Below are 15,301 nucleotides of genomic sequence, written 5' to 3'. Positions count from 1 at the left end.
AGGCGAGCGACGGAATGACGGTGGTGCCTGCGAGATCGAACGAATGGGTGAGACCGGTGACATCACACGAGCCGGCTTCTGCGATCATCGAGATCGACCGCGTCTCGCAGGTCTTTCAGACCTCGGCGCGTAGGGATCATGTCGCACTTTCCGACATCTCGCTGACGATCGAGGAGGGAGCCTTCGTCTCCATCCTTGGTCCGTCTGGTTGCGGCAAGTCGACACTGCTCTATATCGTCGGCGGTTTTGTCAGCCCGACCAACGGCACGGCGAGAATGAAAGGGCAAGCCATCACGGGACCTGGTCCGGATCGTGGACCGGTGTTCCAGGAGTTTGCGCTGTTTCCCTGGAAGACCGTGCTCGGCAACGTGATGTACGGCCCACGTCAGCAAGGTGTGCGCGCCGCCGAGGCAGAAGCGCAGAGCCGGACCCTGATCGAGATGGTCGGCCTCAAGGGCTTTGAGAATTTCTACCCCAAGGAATTGTCGGGAGGCATGAAGCAACGCGTGGCGCTGGCGCGGACGCTCGCCTACCATCCTGAAGTCCTGTTGATGGACGAGCCGTTCGGTGCGCTTGACGCGCACACGCGGACGCGCCTGCAGAACGATCTATTGAACATCTGGGAGCGCGACCGCAAGACGGTGCTGTTCGTCACTCATTCGGTCGACGAGGCCGTCTTTCTCTCCGACAAGGTCGTGATGATGTCGAAATCTCCCGGGCGTATCCGCGAGGTCATCGACATCGATCTGCCGCGTCCGCGCCGCCGCACAGAGCTGTTGCTCGACCCGCGCTATCAGAAGTACGTCGTTGATATCGAGCGAATGTTCGATGACGGCGACGAAGCCGGACCCGCGTTATGATGCCTCCGGCCACCTTGACCAGACGCGCAGCGCCGGTGCTGGCCTGCATCGGATTGTTGGCAGTGTGGCAGGTCGCCTCGCTTGCGCTGAAGAACGACAGCTTCCCGACTGCCATCGAGGCGATCCGGGCGATTCCGGATATTCTCGGCGACAAGGAATCCCTGATCAACATCCTGGCTTCGCTTCGCCGCATGGCGATCGGGTTTGGTGTAGCGGTGCTGGTTTCGATTCCGCTGGGCCTGTTGATGGGACGCAGCCGAGGCGTCGCAGCCTTTTTCAATCCGCTCCTGATGGTGATCTATCCGGTGCCGAAAGCCGCCTTGATGCCGATCATCATGCTTTGGCTCGGCGTCGGCGACATCACCAAGACATTGGTTATCTTCCTCGGCGTCAGCCTACCCGTGATCTATCACAGTTTTGAAGGCGCCAAGGCCGTCGAAGAAAAGATGCTGTGGTCGGGTGCTGCGATGGGGCTTTCGCCTGCACAACGCCTGCTGCGGATTGTGTTGCCTGCAGCGCTGCCGGAAATCCTCACTGGATGCCGCACGGGACTGGTGCTGGCGCTGATCACGATGATCACCAGCGAGATGATTGCCCGTCAGTCCGGCGCCGGCAACATCCTGTTCAACGCGCTCGACATGGGCCAGTATGACACCGTCTTTGCGATGATCATCATCGTGGGGGCGATGGGAATTTGTCTTGATGCGATCTTCGAGCGGGTCCGCGCGAGGCTTGTACGTTGGTCCGAGCCTCAATTCGACATGCCGCTGAGTTTCTCGTGATGGCGCGCTTTCTCTCCCCAAATATCGTTCTCGGGATTGCCCCGATCGCGCTAATCATCGCCCTTTGGCAGGGGCTAGTGTCATTCGGCTTTGCGCCTGCGGTCTTGCTGCCGCCGCCAGGCTTCGTCTTCGGCCGTCTGCTCCAGCAGCTCCTGACGTGGACGTTCCAACAAGAGATCGCGGCAACCCTCGTTCGGCTGTTTGCCGGTTTCGCGATTGCGGTCGTGCTCGGCGTCAGCATCGGCATTGCTGCCGCTGCCAGTCCCGCAATCAACGCTGTGGTTCGGCCGATTGTGCGGGTATTGGCGCCATTGCCCAAGGTCGCGCTCTATCCAGCATTGCTGTTGCTGCTCGGCTTCGGCCACGGGTCGAAGATCACGTTGGTGGCCGCTGACGCGCTCTTCCCCATTCTGCTCTCCACCTATTACGGTGCCTCGACCGTCGAGCAGAAGCTGATCTGGTCGGCCATGGCGGCGGGAACGCCGCGCCGTGAGATCCTGTTCAAGGTGGTGCTGCCGGCGGCGATGCCGTCGATCCTGACCGGATGCCGGATTGGCCTGGTCATTTCCTGCATCGTGGTGTTTCTGGCCGAGATGATCACGTCGACGGACGGATTGGGGCACGCGCTCGTCACCGCGGCACGAACGTTTCAGGCCGTCGACATGTTTGTGCCGCTGATCACGATCTCGCTGCTGGGGCTGATCCTGAACGCTCTGCTGGGAGCCTTGCGCTCATATCTCTTGCGGGGCTTTCCAGAAGCGTGATCTGAACAAGAAACAGGACCGGGAGTGAACCATGCTGGCAGATCGCATCGAGGCAAAGTGGATCGACGCATTCTGCGAGATATTTGAGCGATGCGCCGTCAAGGCTGGCGACACCGCCGCGATTCTCTCGGAGACCCAGTCGCGCGCGCTGAATGTGCATTTGGCCGAGCTTGCTCTGCTGCGCATGGGCGCGCGGCCGTTTCACGTGGTGATGCCGACACCGCGCAACCGGAATATCGTGCCGGTGCGCTCGACAGGGGCGAGCGAGGCGATCCAGAAGCTCGGGCCGGTGATCACCGCACTTCAGCAGGCCGGCTTCGTGGTGGATTGCACCATCGAGGGCTTGATGCACGCGGTGGAAACGCCCGAGATCTTGAAGGCCGGCGCGCGGATCCTGGTGATCTCCAACGAGCATCCGGAGGCGCTGGAGCGGATGGTACCCGATCCCGCGCTCGAGAAGCGCGTTCGTGCAGCGGCGAAAATGCTGCGCGGGACCAAGCGGATGCGGGTGACGTCGAAGGCGGGCACGGCGCTCGATGTCGACATGGTCGGTGCGTCCACTGTGGGCGTGTGGGGCTGGACCGACAAGCCCGGCACGCTGGCGCATTGGCCCGGTGGCATCGTCGTCAGCTTCCCCAAGAGCGGGACCATCAACGGCACACTGGTGATGGCGCCCGGGGACATCAATCTCACGTTCAAGCGCTACCTGACCTCACCTGTGAAGATGACGTTGAAGGACGACTATGTCGTCGAGCTGGAAGGCGAGGGCACGGATGCCGCCATGATGCGCGCCTATCTCGCCGCCTGGGGCGATTGCGAGGCCTATGCGGTGTCGCATGTCGGCTTCGGCATGAACCCCAGTGCGCGCTATGAAGCGCTTTCGATGTACGACCAGCGCGACACCAACGGCACCGAGATCCGGGCAGTCTCCGGCAATTTCCTGTTCTCGACCGGCGCGAACGAATTCGCTGGCCGCTACACGGCGGGGCATTTCGATCTGCCGATGATGGGAACGACGATCGAGCTCGATGGCGTTGCCGTGGTACGGGAGGGCGTGCTTCAGGACGTCTTCGGCTAGTTGCGATCGAGCACCGGCGGGCGCGCCAGATCGAAGTGCCGGAGCAGGTCGACCATGGCCTGCAGGCGCTTGGCACGATAGGCATCGACGTCCATTCCCGAATAATCGAGAAAGCCTGCGCCCGTGCGCAGGCCGATCCGGCCTTCATGCATGTTGCGGGAAATGACGTCCGGCGCCCGATAGCGGTCGCTGCCGAGCGCGCTTTCGAGATAGCGGCTTGCGTAATAGAGGATGTCGCCGCCACCCCAGTCGATGAATTCGAGCAGGCCGAGCACGGCGTAGCGGAAGCCAAAGCCGTAGCGGATTGCTTTGTCGATTTCTTCCGCGCTGGCGACGCCTTCTTCGACCATACGTGCCGCCTCGTTCATCGCCAGCGCCTGGATGCGGGGAACGATGAAGCCCGGCGTCGCCGCGCAGACGACCGGCATCTTGCCGATGCCTTCGAGCAGAGCTTTGACTTCGTCGATAATGGCGGGATCCGTGGCTTTGCCGGGTGAAACTTCGACCAGCGGGATCAGATAGGCCGGGTTGAGCCAATGCACGTTGAGGAAGCGGCGCGGGTTCACGATCGCGCCGGATAGGTCGTCGACGAGGATGGTCGACGTCGTCGATGCGATGATCGTGTCAGGGCCGACTTGCTTTGAAGCCGTCCCCAGCACCTCGCGCTTGAGCTCGACGACTTCGGGGACGCCCTCGAAGATCATGCCAGCCTCAGCCAACGCCGCGCCGCTTTGGCTCGCCGGCACCAACGCGACCCGCGCGATCAGCGGATCAACATCCGCTTCGGTCAGCAGTCCCAGCTTCGACAGGCTGGCAAAGGTCTTGCCGACTTCGCCCAGCGCGTCCGCCTCCAGCTTGGCGAACTCCTCCGCGGAGCGCGCCTTGACGTCGATCATCGTGACCTTGTGCCCGGCATAGGCGAACGCAACGGCTATGCCGCGCCCCATGCGGCCCGCTCCGAGACAGGCGATATTGGCGCGATTGGTCATCGATCAGAATCCATTGCGAAGCAGCGTCTGCAGTTCAGCTTTGCTGAGATTGTCGAGCCCCAGCGTCTCAAGGGTTCGGCCACCCCGCGCAAAATCTTCGCCACAGATCGCGCCGCCGATCGACAGGAACGCTTTGGCCAATGGAGGGGCCATGCCAGCCAGCCCGGCGACGGACACCAGCAGCGACAGCCCAAGCCGCAAGTCCTCACGCATGTAGCGGTGCTCGGTCAGCACGATTCGTTCCCGCCAGTCGCCGGATTCGGTCAGCCGATCATGTGACCCGCGGCCATACATCCAGATCTCGCCTTCCCTGGCGTAGTGATGAGCCAGCGGAAAATGCGGCGCGCCATAGCCCAGTGCTTCGCGCACGGCAATCCGTTCCGCGTCGAGCGCGTCCGTGACCCGCCGGATCGCGCCTTGCGTGCCTTCCTTGTGAATGTCCCAACGCTCGAAATGTTCGATCGGGCCGGCATTCATCACGATCAGTGGCGGGTGGATGATGGGTCCAGCATTCATCAGCGCTCCGGACAGCGCATCTCCGCACGGTTCGATCGCATCGGGGAAAGCACGCCCGATCACTTCGAGCGCGTGCGGCGCACGATCAAGCGGAAACACGCCGACTGGAAGCCGCTTGGCGCGGATGGTAATCGCGACCTCGAACGGTCCGTGCTTGCGGGTGAGCCACGGCAGTGTGCCAGTTTCGGCAAAGCTCGCCTTGGCATGGTTCCCGGCATCCCGCGCAGCCTGCGCGAAGATCATCGAGCCGAATGTTGCCGGTGGCAAGAATACTACCTGACCGTCCCGCAAATGCGGGGCGAGCAGACGGGCAATATCTGCATGCGCGAAGGCAGGAGCGGGGCACAGGATCAGCTCCGTGCCGTCGACGGCCTCGGCGATAGCGGTCGTGACCAGCGCAAGCGTCACGTCATGGCGGCCGTTGTGATCCCTCACCAGAATGCGCGCCCCCGCGGCGCGATGCGCTGCGACCTGATCGGCATCGCGGCGCCACAGCCGCACCTCATGCCCCGACAGCGCAAGATCGCCTGCGGCCGCGAAAGAGCCGTTCCCACCACCCAGAACCGCAATCTTCAAGATGCTTCTCCTTGCTCGCGGGACTGCGCATCAAGCTGCTTCAGCAGGAAATGCTGGACCTTGCCGAGCGCCGTGCGCGGCAGGTCCGTGACGAAGACGATGTCACTTGGCACCTTGTAGCGGGCCAGCTGCGCCTGGATGTGCGTTCTGAGCTCATCTGCTTCGAGCCGGGAGCCGGATCTCCGGATCACATAAGCGACGGGGACCTCGTCCCAGCGCGGATCGGGTCGTCCGATCACGGCGCATTCGCTGACATCGGGGTGTTCGAGCAGGACACGCTCGACCTCGGCCGGGTAGACGTTCTCGCCCCCCGAAATGATCATGTTCTTCTTGCGGTCGCGCACCCAGAAATAGCCGTCGGCGTCGCACAGGCCGATATCGTCGGTGCGATACCAGCCGTCGTGCAACGCCTCGCGGGTTGCGGCCTCGTTGCCCCAATATTCGAAGAACACGTTGGGACCACGCACCGCGATCTCGCCCGGCGTGCCCGCCGGCGCCTCGTTGCCGGAATGATCGACTACCTTCGCTTCGCAGCACAGGCCGGCAAGGCCGGTCGATCCCGCACGCGAGAGGTCGCCGCCGAGCCGCGTGTAGATGGCGATGGGGCAGGTTTCGGTCGAGCCGTAGACCTGAAGCACGGGCACGTCGCGCGCGACGAAACGCTCGATCAGGTGCGGCGGCACGATGGTCGAGCCGGTAGCGACGGCCTTCAGTGACGAAAGATCCGCGGCCGTCCAGGCGGGATGCTCGCTCACCGCCTGGATGATCGCAGGCACCATGACCGTGAGCGTCGGCCGTTCTTGTTCGAGGGCCGCAAGGGCGGTCTCCGGGGTGAAGCGCGCGTGGATCGTAACGGTCGCGCCAAGCTGCAGGGCCGGCGTGGTCTGGATATTGAGGCCGCCGACGTGGAAGAACGGCAGCACGGTCAGCACATGGTCATCGGACGTCATGTTGTGCATGTGCTGGCTCATGACGCCGTTCCAGAACAGCGCCTCTTGCCGCAGCACCGCGCCCTTCGGCCGCCCCGTGGTTCCCGACGTATACACGATGAGCAGCGGGCAGGAGAGGTCGGTGTGCGGGTTGCGGCTGGTGCAATCGCTGCGCGTCAGCAGGCTTTCGAATGTGGTGCCGCGAGGCGGGACGAAATCGAGCCCGACAACTGATGTCCCCGGCGCAAGCTCGGCAAGAACGCCCTCGAACGCCCGTTCGAGCACCAGCACCTTGGCGCCCGCGTCATTGAGAATGAAGAGCTGCTCGGCGACCGCCAGCCGCCAGTTCAACGGCACCAGCATCGCGCCAAGTCGCGCGCAGGCATAAAGCAGAACCAGGTAGTCCGGCCGGTTCAGACTGAGGATGGCGACGCGGTCGCCGCGGCCGACGCCCAGTTCCTGTTTCAGGGCTGTCGCGGTCCGTTCGATGCGCGCGGCGAACGCCGCATAGCTCAGCCGTTCGCCTTCGAAGGCAATGGCTGTCTTGTCTGGCGCGAACGCCGCGTTGCGATCGATCAGACTACAGAGATCCACGGTCAGTCGTCCGTTTCGCCGGCCTCGTACAGCGCTTCGCGTCCGATCCGGTCGAGGCAGAGTTCGGCGGTCCAGGGCAGCATCAGCGAGCCGCAGCGGCTGTCGCGATAAATCCGCTCCAGCGGCAGCGAGCGAAGCATGGCCTGACCGCCGCAGGTGCGGATCGCGAGCGCGGCGAGCTCATTGGCGCCTTCCATCACCGAATATTGCGCGGCATAGGCCCGCAGAACCTGCTCCTTGCTCGGATTGGCGCAGGCTTCAGTGACGGCCTGGAACCAGATCGCCTTGATCTGTTCGAGCTTGATCTGCATCTGCGCGACGGCGATCTGCTTGGTCGGGTACATCCGGCGCTTCACCGGCGGCATGCCCGGCACTTCACCGCGCAAGTACCGCACGGTGAAATCATAGGCGGCTTGCGCCAGACCCATATAGGTCGGCGACAACGTCAGGAACATGTGCGGCCAGCGCATCGCAGCCTGGAAATAGACGCCGCGCGGCATCAGCGCGGAAGCCTCAGGCACGAACACGTCCTTGAACAGGAGCGTGCGTGAGACCGTGCCCCGCATGCCCAGCGGATCCCAGTCGCCGACGACCGAAACGCCTTCCGATTTGGCTGATATCGCGAGATAAAGGGTGTTGCGGCGCGACGCCTTCTCGCCTTCCTCGATCTCGGTGCAGAGCACGCCGTAATAGTCGGCATGACCGGAGAGCGATGCAAAGATCTTCTTGCCATTGACGATCCAGCCGCCTTCCACGGGCTTTGCCTCCGTGCCGAACGCGACGCCGCCGGCCGCGGCCGCACCACCCTCCGAGAAAGGCTGCGAATAGATCGCGCCATCCTCGACGATCCGCTTGTAGTGGACGGCGCGACGCCGCTCGTGCTCCGCGCGGGTCTCGGCATCCATGTCGAGATCGTCGGCGAGGGCGCCTGACCACAGGGTCGAGCAGACATGCATGTTCCAGGTCAGCGCGGTTGCGCCGCAATAGCGGCCGATCTCGGCCGCCGCCAACGCATAGGTCTGGTAGTTCGCGCCAAGGCCGCCGTGCTTCTTGGGAACGGCGATGCCGAGCAGGCCGATGCGGTGCAGGTCGCGATAATTCTCGGTCGGAAAGGTCGCCTCGCGATCGTAGGTCGCGGCGCGCGCCGCGAACACGCTCTGCCCGATCTCGCGAGCGCGCGCGATGATGCCGGCTTGCTCGTCGTTCAGGCGGAATGCGACTGGATCGAAGATTGGCGGGTCCAGCGCGACCTTGCCGGCCGCGCCAATGGTCTTGCTGACTTGCATGGTCATTGCGCAGTCACCTTACGCTTTGGTCGCGAGAGAGTTCAGGAACCTGCCGAGCGCCTCGTTGAAGGCATCGGGACGCTCGAGGTTGGCGAGATGGCCGACGCCGGGAAGCTCGACATATTCAGCCCCAGGGATGTAGGTCGCCGTCTTCGCCATCATCGGCGCGGGCGCATTGTTGTCCTTGGAGCCGGACAGCAGCAGTGTCGGTACGGAAATAACCTTCAGCGTGCTGCGCTGATCAAAGCCGATGAGAGCCAGCATCATGGCGCGATAGCTGGCCTCAGGTACGCTTCCCATGCATTCGCGTGCGAGTTCCGTCCCGTCCGGATCCGGATCGTCGCCGACGAGCTCTTTCACCAGCGAGGGCGCCAGCGACTTCATCGTCTCTCCGCGATCGAGCGGGCCGAGCCGCGCCGCGATGAACGATTTCTGCCAGTCGCCATCGGCCTTGCCGAAGGCAGGGCTGGTTTGAGCAAGCACGACCGCGCGCGCCAGTTTTGGCGATTGTACCAGCCATTTCTGAACGATCATGCCACCGATCGAATGACCGACGAGGATGGGTCTGGTTGCCCCGAGTTGCGCGATGAACTGCTGGAGCGCCTCTGCCAGGGCAGCAATGCTGACGCTGGCAAGCGGCGCCGATCCGCCATAACCCGGCATATCCCACGCGATTGCGTGGAAGCGGCTCCCGAATGTGGCAAGCTGGCGCCGCCAGGCTCGTGCTGCGCCGCCGATGCCATGCAGGAAGATCAGCGGTGTCGCGTTCGGATCGCCCGCGGCTTCATAGGCGAAGCGTCCGTCCTTTGTTATCGTTGGCGCAGGCTGCGACACGCGACATCCTTCTGCTCGGCCCTTCGATGCTAACAGGCCTTTCGGGGATGGGAAGCGATAATTTTATACTTAAAGCAATTTTCGGGCCCGCCTCTCATGCCGTGATATTCGCGGCGGTGACCGCTAGTTTCATTGCAAAAATTTGAAGGTTAAAATATATCGGAAGAACGATCAGCACCTCAGGGAGCCAGCGCATGTCCGGATTGCCGCACTCGCCGCACGCGCTGGTGACAGGTGGAGGTCGCGGCATCGGCCGCGCGATCGCGGCGGCGCTCGCCGGCGCCGGGGCCACAGTGACGATTGTCGGCCGGAACGCGGCGGTCCTCGAGGAGGCAGTCAATGCCGGCGCTGCGCATTTTGCAGCTGTCGCCGACGTCGCGAACGAGACCGCCCTGAAGGCCGCCATTGCCGAAGCCCACGCGCGCAAGCCGATCGATATCTTGGTCGCTAATGCCGGTAGTGCCGAATCCGCACCCTTCGCGAAATCGGACAGTGCCCTGTTCGCACGCATGATGGACATCAATTTCATGGGCGTGGTCCATGCCATTCATGGCGTGCTGCCGGGTATGAAGGATCGTCCCTATGGCCGCATCGTCGTGATCGCGTCGACCGCGGGGCTCAAGGGCTATGCCTATGTCAGCGCGTATACTGCGGCGAAGCACGCGGCGGTCGGTCTCATTCGTTCGCTTGCTCTGGAGCTGGCCGGCAGCAATTTGACCGTGAATGCGGTTTGCCCGGGTTTCACCGACACCGATCTCGTCGCCGATAGTATCGACAACATCGTGAAGAAGACGGGACGAAGCCGCGAGCAGGCGATCGCCGAGCTTGCCAAGCACAATCCGCAAGGGCGGCTGATCGCGCCCCAAGAGGTGGCGGACGCCGTGCTTTGGCTGTGCGGGCAGGGCGCCAGTGCGATCACCGGGCAGGCGATCGCGGTCGCAGGCGGCGAAATCTAGCGCGCGGAACAGGCATAAGAAGGAGATCCCATGAGCAGACCAGCAAATCCCGTCACTGTACCGCTTGCGGATTACTCGCCGCAGCACTTCCTGCTGGCGGTGGTCGACGGCGTTGCGACTGTCACGCTCAACCGGCCGGAACGAAAGAATCCGCTGACGTTCGAGAGCTACCGCGAACTGACCGATTTCTTCCGCGCCTGCGCGTTCGACGACGAGGTCAAGTCCATCGTCGTCACCGGTGCCGGCGGCAATTTCTCGTCCGGGGGCGACGTATTCGAGATCATCGGACCGCTGGTGAAAATGGACACCAAGGGGCTGACGGCCTTCACGCGGATGACGGGCGACCTCGTCAAGGCTATGCGGGCCTGCCCGCAGCCGATCGTGGCTGCGGTCGAGGGCATCTGTGCCGGGGCCGGTGCGATCGTCGCCATGGCATCGGACATGCGCCTCGCCGCGAGCGGGGCGAAGGTGGCGTTCCTGTTCAACAAGGTGGGCCTTGCCGGCTGCGACATGGGCGCTTGCGCGATCCTGCCGCGGATTATCGGACAGTCCCGCGCCTCCGAGCTGCTCTATACCGGCCGGTTCATGACCGCGGAGGAGGGCGAGCGCTGGGGCTTCTTCAGCCGCATCGTGACGCCGGAGCAGGTGCTGACGCAGGCGCAACTGCTGGCCAAGCAGGTCGCGGAAGGGCCGACCTTCGCCAACACCATGACCAAGCGGATGCTGGCGATGGAATGGGCAATGTCCGTGGAGGAGGCGATCGAGGCGGAAGCTGTTGCCCAGGCCCTGTGCATGACGACCGCCGATTTCACCCGCGCCTTCGAGGCCTTTGCCAACAAGGTCAAGCCGGTCTTCCGGGGCGACTAGCCCGGTCATCCAGCCTGTGACCAGCCAGCAACGGGGACTTGCGCGAAATTATTTTAGGCTTAAAATAGTTTCATGGCCGGGTGAATTGGCGAGGCGCCCATGAAAGTCGCGATCATCGGTGGCGGACCTGCGGGTCTCTATGCTGCGATCCTGCTCAAGAAGCAGCGCCCGGGCGCCGACATCACGGTGTATGAGCGCAATCGGGCCGACGACACGTTCGGTTTCGGCGTGGTGTTCTCCGACGCGACGCTCGACAATTTCGAGAAGCACGACCTGCCGAGCTATCGCCGCATCACCCAGGAGTTCGCCTACTGGGACGATATCGCCGTGCATTTCCGCGGCACCGTCCACCGGGTCGGCGGCAACGGCTTTTGCGGCTGCTCGCGGCGCAAGCTGCTTCTGATCCTTCAGGAGCGGGCCCGCGAGCTTGGCGTCGTCCTGCACTTCGAGGTGGACATCGACGACGAATCCCGCTTCGCCGATGCCGATCTCGTGCTGATTGCGGACGGCATCAACAGCCGCTTCCGCGAGAAATATATCGATCATTTCCAGCCGGAGGTCGACGTCCGCTCCAACAAGTTCGCCTGGATGGGCTCGACCAGGCCGCTCGACGCCTTCACCTTCATCTTCCAGGAGACGGAGTGGGGGCCGTTCATCGCCCATGCCTATCAATATGAAGCCGGGCACTCGACCTGGATCTTCGAGACCGATCCTGAGACGTTCGAGCGGGCGGGACTGACCGGTCTCGACGAGGCTCAGTCCGCCGCGCGGATGGCCGACATCTTCGGCTGGTTCCTCGATGGGCACAAGCTGCTCACCAACCGTTCGATGTGGCGCAACTTCCCGATGATCCGCAGCAAGCGCTGGGTCAAGGACAACATGGTGCTGCTCGGCGATGCCAAGGCGAGCGCGCATTTTTCGATCGGCTCCGGCACCAAGCTAGCGATGGAAGACGCCATCGCGCTGGCCGAAGCCATGCAGAACGCGCCGAGCACCAAGGCGGCGCTCGATCTCTATGAGCACGGCCGCCGTGAGGAGGTCGAGAAGACGCAGCACGCCGCCGACGTCTCGCTGGTCTGGTTCGAGCATGTCGACCGCTTCTGGGATTTTGACCCTGTGCAGTTCGCCTTCGGCGTGATGACGCGCTCCAAGGCGATCACCTATGACAATCTCAAACTCCGCGCGCCGGATTTCGTGGCGGAGGTCGACAAGTCGTTCGCCAGACAGGTGCGCGGCAGCGGCTTCGATGTCGACACCGACCGGCCGATGGTGCCGCTGTTTCAGCCGTTCCGGCTGCGCGAGATGGAGATCTCCAATCGCGCCGTGGTGTCGCCGATGTGCATGTATTCGGCCGAGGAGGGCGTGCCGACAGATTTTCACCTGGTGCATTACGGCTCGCGCGCGATCGGCGGCGCGGGGCTGATCTTCACCGAAATGACCTGCGTCAGCCGCGATGCCCGCATCACGCCCGGCTGCGCCGGTTTGTGGAACGACGAGCAGGAGGCCGCCTGGCGGCGCATCGTGGATTTCGTCCACGGCAATTCAGCTGCAAAGATCTGCCTGCAACTCGGCCACGCCGGCCGCAAGGGCGCGACCAAATTGATGTGGGACGGCATGGACCGACCTCTGGAGCAGGGCGGCTGGGACGTGTTTTCGGCATCGCCGCTGCCCTATTTCCCCGATAGCCAGGTGCCGCGCGAGCTTGACCGCGCCGGCATGAAGGCAGTGAGGGATGCCTTCGTTGCGGCGGCCGAGCGCGGCGAGCGCTGCGGCTTCGACATGCTCGAGCTGCATTGCGCCCACGGCTATCTGCTCGCGAGCTTCATCTCGCCGCTGACGAACACCCGCACGGATGAGTATGGCGGCTCGCTCGAAAATCGCCTGCGTTTCCCGCTCGAGATCTTCGAGGCACTCCGTACTGCCTGGCCGTCGCACAAGCCGATGTCGGTGCGCATCTCCGCGACCGATTGGGCTGAGGGCGGCATCACCGGTGACGATGCGGTGGCGATCGCGCGCGCGTTCGCCGAAGCTGGTGTCGATCTCGTCGACGTCTCGACCGGGCAGACCGTCCGTGATGCGCAGCCGATCTATGGGCGCATGTTCCAGACGCCGTTCTCGGATCAGGTCCGCAACGAGGCACGCGTGGCCACGATGTGCGTCGGCAACATCACGACCGCGGATCAGGCCAATACCATCTTGGCCGCCGGCCGGGCCGATCTCGTCGCACTCGGCCGGCCGCATTTGGTCGACCCGTTCTTCACCATGAAGGCGGCGGCCTGGTACGGGGCAGAGAACGCGTTTTGCCCGCCGCAATATCTGCCCGGAAAGGATCAGATTTTCCGCAACAGCGTCCGCGACCGGCAGGATCTGGACGAGCTGCGAATTAAGGCTAAGCCCAAGACCCGGGCCGAGCTCAAGGCGGAGGCGACAAAGCCGCTTGCGGCGGAGTGACCGCCCGTGCCACGTTAACCCATTGCCTGTGTTTCGAGTGGAGTTTGGGCGATGAAGGCGATTATCATCGGTGGCGGTATCGGTGGTCTCACCACGGCATTGATGCTGCGCTCGCGCGGCCTTGAATGTGAGATCTTCGAGCAGGCCGACACTATCCGCGAGCTCGGCGTCGGCATCAATACGCTGCCGCATGCGATGCGCGAGCTGGCAGGGCTCGGCCTGTTGCAGAAGCTCGACGATGTCGCAATCCGCACCGACCAGCTCTATTATCTCAATCGCCACGGCCAGGAGGTCTGGCGCGAAGCCCGCGGCATCGACGCCGGCCACGACGTGCCGCAATTCTCGATTCACCGCGGCCGCCTCCAGGGCGTGATCCATCGCGCGGTCGAGGAGCGGCTCGGACAGGAGGCGATTCACACCGGCTGCCGGCTCGGTGCGTTCACACAGGACGAGGGCGGCGTCACCGCCTATTTCTTTGATCGAGCGGGCGCCCATGTCCACACCGCGCGCGGCGATATCCTGATCGGTGCCGACGGCATCCATTCCCGCGTGCGGGAGACGCTATTTCCGAACGAAGGCCCGCCGTGCTGGAACGGCCTGATGTTGTGGCGCGGTGCGCGCGACTGGCCGCTGTTCCTGACCGGCAAATCCATGATCGTGGCCGGCGGCCTCAATGCCAAGGTGGTGATCTATCCGATCGCGGAAGGGTCAAGCCCGGCGAGCCGCCTGACCAATTGGGCGGTGCTGGTGAAGGTCGGCGAGGGCAATGTGCCGCCGCCGCGGAAGGAAGACTGGTCGCGGCCGGGCCGCCGCGAGGAGCTGATGCCGCACGTCGCGCGCTTCTCGGTGCCCTATATCGACGTGAAGAGCCTGATCTCGGCGACTCCCGAATTCTACGAATATCCGACCTGCGACCGCGATCCTTTGCCGTACTGGTCGTCCGGGCGCGTCACGCTGCTGGGCGATGCCGCACATCCCATGTATCCGGTCGGCTCCAATGGCGCCTCGCAGGCGATCCTCGATGCGCGCTGTCTAGCGGATGCGCTGGTGCGCGCCGAGCATCCGCGCCAGGCGCTGATCGAGTATGAGAAGAAGCGGCTGCCGATGACGGCCGATATCGTGCGCTCCAACCGGCGCGGTGGTCCCGAGGGCGTCATCGACGCCGTCGAGCAGCTCGCGCCTGATGGATTCGACAATGTCGACAACGTGCTGAGCTATTCCCAGCGCGAAGCCATCGTGCGCGGCTATGCCACCAAGGCAGGCTTCGCTGCCGTGCCGGGGCTTGCGGCGGTGCGCGCTTAAGACAGGCAGCTAGCCGGCGCCCGGAGGCGGCGGCAGGAAGTGGATGTTGAACTCGGCCGCCATCGCCACCACGTCCTCCGGCTTTTGTTCCTTCATGTTGTGAAGGCCCCAGAACAGGTCGAACAGCTTGCGGCTCGGCGAGACCCAGAACAGCACTTTTGCGGTCTGCTCCGACTTGTTGAAGATGCCGTGCGGCACGCCCATGCCGAGGCGGATCAGGTCGCCGGCGGTGGCCTGCGACTCCGAATTGCCGAGCATGAAGTCGAGCTTGCCCTCCAGCATGTAGAGATACTCATCCTGGTCGGGGTGAATGTGCGGCGGCACGAACGTGCCCGGCGGCAGCGTCGCATGCCAGGAGAAGCTGTGTTCGGCATAGCTCTTCGGCACATAGGTCTGGCCGAGGATGTTCCAGGAGATGCCCTGAATGCCCTCATTGGCCCGCGTGATGCCGGTGATTTCGCTCTTCATTGCAGAAGTCCTCCCTTAACGCGACGCGCGGCTATTGTTTGAGCATGAT

At 63.7% G+C, this 15,301-nt stretch carries 14 protein-coding genes; 8 read left to right on the top strand and 6 right to left on the bottom strand.

What is annotated here, in order from left to right; translation table 11 throughout:
• Positions 1-14: 14 nt before the first annotated feature.
• Genes IVA79_RS22450 through IVA79_RS22435 form a run of 4 tightly spaced genes read left to right on the top strand, consistent with a single transcriptional unit; the run spans position 15 to position 3,484 of the window.
• Complete coding sequence (locus IVA79_RS22450; RefSeq protein ID WP_247556739.1) at positions 15-860, top strand: ABC transporter ATP-binding protein; 846 nt, start codon at positions 15-17, stop codon at positions 858-860.
• Positions 857-1,642 (top strand): ABC transporter permease, encoded by a 786-nt coding sequence (locus IVA79_RS22445; protein ID WP_247556738.1) that lies wholly within the window; start codon positions 857-859, stop codon positions 1,640-1,642. Before IVA79_RS22450 ends, IVA79_RS22445 begins: the two co-directional genes overlap by 4 nt.
• Positions 1,642-2,406 carry an ABC transporter permease subunit gene (locus IVA79_RS22440; RefSeq protein ID WP_247556736.1) on the top strand — a complete coding sequence of 255 codons (765 nt, stop codon included), beginning with the start codon at positions 1,642-1,644 and terminating at the stop codon, positions 2,404-2,406. Before IVA79_RS22445 ends, IVA79_RS22440 begins: the two co-directional genes overlap by 1 nt.
• Positions 2,407-2,437: 31 nt before the next feature.
• Entirely contained in the window at positions 2,438-3,484 is a 1,047-nt protein-coding gene (locus IVA79_RS22435) for a peptidase M29 (protein ID WP_247556735.1), read from the top strand.
• Here the strand turns inward: IVA79_RS22435 and IVA79_RS22430 are convergent.
• Genes IVA79_RS22430 through IVA79_RS22410 form a run of 5 tightly spaced genes read right to left on the bottom strand, consistent with a single transcriptional unit; the run spans position 3,481 to position 9,208 of the window.
• The gene (locus IVA79_RS22430; protein ID WP_247556732.1) at positions 3,481-4,473 is read right to left on the bottom strand and encodes a 3-hydroxybutyryl-CoA dehydrogenase; all 993 of its coding nucleotides are present in this window, start codon (positions 4,471-4,473) and stop codon (positions 3,481-3,483) included. The two genes, IVA79_RS22435 and IVA79_RS22430, sit on opposite strands and share 4 nt — an antisense overlap.
• Positions 4,474-4,476: 3 nt before the next feature.
• Positions 4,477-5,565: an NAD/NADP-dependent octopine/nopaline dehydrogenase family protein gene (locus IVA79_RS22425; protein ID WP_247556729.1), complete on the bottom strand. Its 1,089-nt coding sequence runs from the start codon at positions 5,563-5,565 to the stop codon at positions 4,477-4,479.
• Positions 5,562-7,088 (bottom strand): long-chain fatty acid--CoA ligase, encoded by a 1,527-nt coding sequence (locus tag IVA79_RS22420; RefSeq protein WP_247556726.1) that lies wholly within the window; start codon positions 7,086-7,088, stop codon positions 5,562-5,564. The genes IVA79_RS22425 and IVA79_RS22420 overlap by 4 nt, the downstream gene beginning before the upstream one ends.
• A 2-nt stretch (positions 7,089-7,090) precedes the next feature.
• A complete protein-coding gene (locus IVA79_RS22415) occupies positions 7,091-8,380 on the bottom strand; it encodes an acyl-CoA dehydrogenase (RefSeq protein WP_247556724.1) in 1,290 nt (429 codons plus the stop codon).
• A gap of 12 nt (positions 8,381-8,392) precedes the next feature.
• A complete protein-coding gene (locus IVA79_RS22410; RefSeq protein ID WP_247556722.1) occupies positions 8,393-9,208 on the bottom strand; it encodes an alpha/beta fold hydrolase in 816 nt (271 codons plus the stop codon).
• Positions 9,209-9,402: 194 nt separating this feature from the next.
• On the opposite strand from IVA79_RS22410, the gene IVA79_RS22405 reads away from it, so the two are divergent.
• The 4 genes from IVA79_RS22405 to IVA79_RS22390 all read left to right on the top strand — a co-directional run bounded on the left by IVA79_RS22405 (position 9,403) and on the right by IVA79_RS22390 (position 14,784).
• On the top strand, positions 9,403-10,164 hold the full coding sequence (locus IVA79_RS22405) for an SDR family oxidoreductase (RefSeq protein ID WP_247556720.1): 762 nt from the start codon (positions 9,403-9,405) through the stop codon (positions 10,162-10,164).
• Between the two features lie 30 nt (positions 10,165-10,194).
• Entirely contained in the window at positions 10,195-11,031 is an 837-nt protein-coding gene (locus IVA79_RS22400; RefSeq protein WP_247556719.1) for an enoyl-CoA hydratase family protein, read from the top strand.
• Between the two features lie 99 nt (positions 11,032-11,130).
• Positions 11,131-13,482: a bifunctional salicylyl-CoA 5-hydroxylase/oxidoreductase gene (locus IVA79_RS22395; RefSeq protein WP_247556717.1), complete on the top strand. Its 2,352-nt coding sequence runs from the start codon at positions 11,131-11,133 to the stop codon at positions 13,480-13,482.
• A gap of 51 nt (positions 13,483-13,533) precedes the next feature.
• Entirely contained in the window at positions 13,534-14,784 is a 1,251-nt protein-coding gene (locus IVA79_RS22390; RefSeq protein ID WP_247556715.1) for a flavin-dependent oxidoreductase, read from the top strand.
• Between the two features lie 9 nt (positions 14,785-14,793).
• On the opposite strand, the gene IVA79_RS22385 is transcribed toward IVA79_RS22390, so the two are convergent.
• Positions 14,794-15,252, bottom strand: a complete 459-nt coding sequence (locus IVA79_RS22385; RefSeq protein ID WP_247556713.1) for a cupin domain-containing protein — start codon at positions 15,250-15,252, stop codon at positions 14,794-14,796.
• Positions 15,253-15,301: the final 49 nt, after the last annotated feature.

Origin of the sequence: Bradyrhizobium sp. 138 (assembly GCF_023074075.1) — a bacterium.
GTDB lineage: Bacteria > Pseudomonadota > Alphaproteobacteria > Rhizobiales > Xanthobacteraceae > Bradyrhizobium.
The sequence above is the reverse complement of the archived record's forward strand: the minus strand, read 5'-3'. Positions and strand labels throughout refer to the sequence as shown.

Coding starts and splice junctions, on each gene's coding strand:
- IVA79_RS22450 (WP_247556739.1), top strand. CDS start 15: ATGACGGTGGTGCCTGCGAGATCGAACGAATGGGTGAGACCGGTGACA.
- IVA79_RS22440 (WP_247556736.1), top strand. CDS start 1,642: ATGGCGCGCTTTCTCTCCCCAAATATCGTTCTCGGGATTGCCCCGATC.
- IVA79_RS22435 (WP_247556735.1), top strand. CDS start 2,438: ATGCTGGCAGATCGCATCGAGGCAAAGTGGATCGACGCATTCTGCGAG.
- IVA79_RS22430 (WP_247556732.1), bottom strand. CDS start 4,473: ATGACCAATCGCGCCAATATCGCCTGTCTCGGAGCGGGCCGCATGGGG.
- IVA79_RS22395 (WP_247556717.1), top strand. CDS start 11,131: ATGAAAGTCGCGATCATCGGTGGCGGACCTGCGGGTCTCTATGCTGCG.
- IVA79_RS22415 (WP_247556724.1), bottom strand. CDS start 8,380: ATGACCATGCAAGTCAGCAAGACCATTGGCGCGGCCGGCAAGGTCGCG.
- IVA79_RS22445 (WP_247556738.1), top strand. CDS start 857: ATGATGCCTCCGGCCACCTTGACCAGACGCGCAGCGCCGGTGCTGGCC.
- IVA79_RS22385 (WP_247556713.1), bottom strand. CDS start 15,252: ATGAAGAGCGAAATCACCGGCATCACGCGGGCCAATGAGGGCATTCAG.
- IVA79_RS22400 (WP_247556719.1), top strand. CDS start 10,195: ATGAGCAGACCAGCAAATCCCGTCACTGTACCGCTTGCGGATTACTCG.
- IVA79_RS22405 (WP_247556720.1), top strand. CDS start 9,403: ATGTCCGGATTGCCGCACTCGCCGCACGCGCTGGTGACAGGTGGAGGT.
- IVA79_RS22390 (WP_247556715.1), top strand. CDS start 13,534: ATGAAGGCGATTATCATCGGTGGCGGTATCGGTGGTCTCACCACGGCA.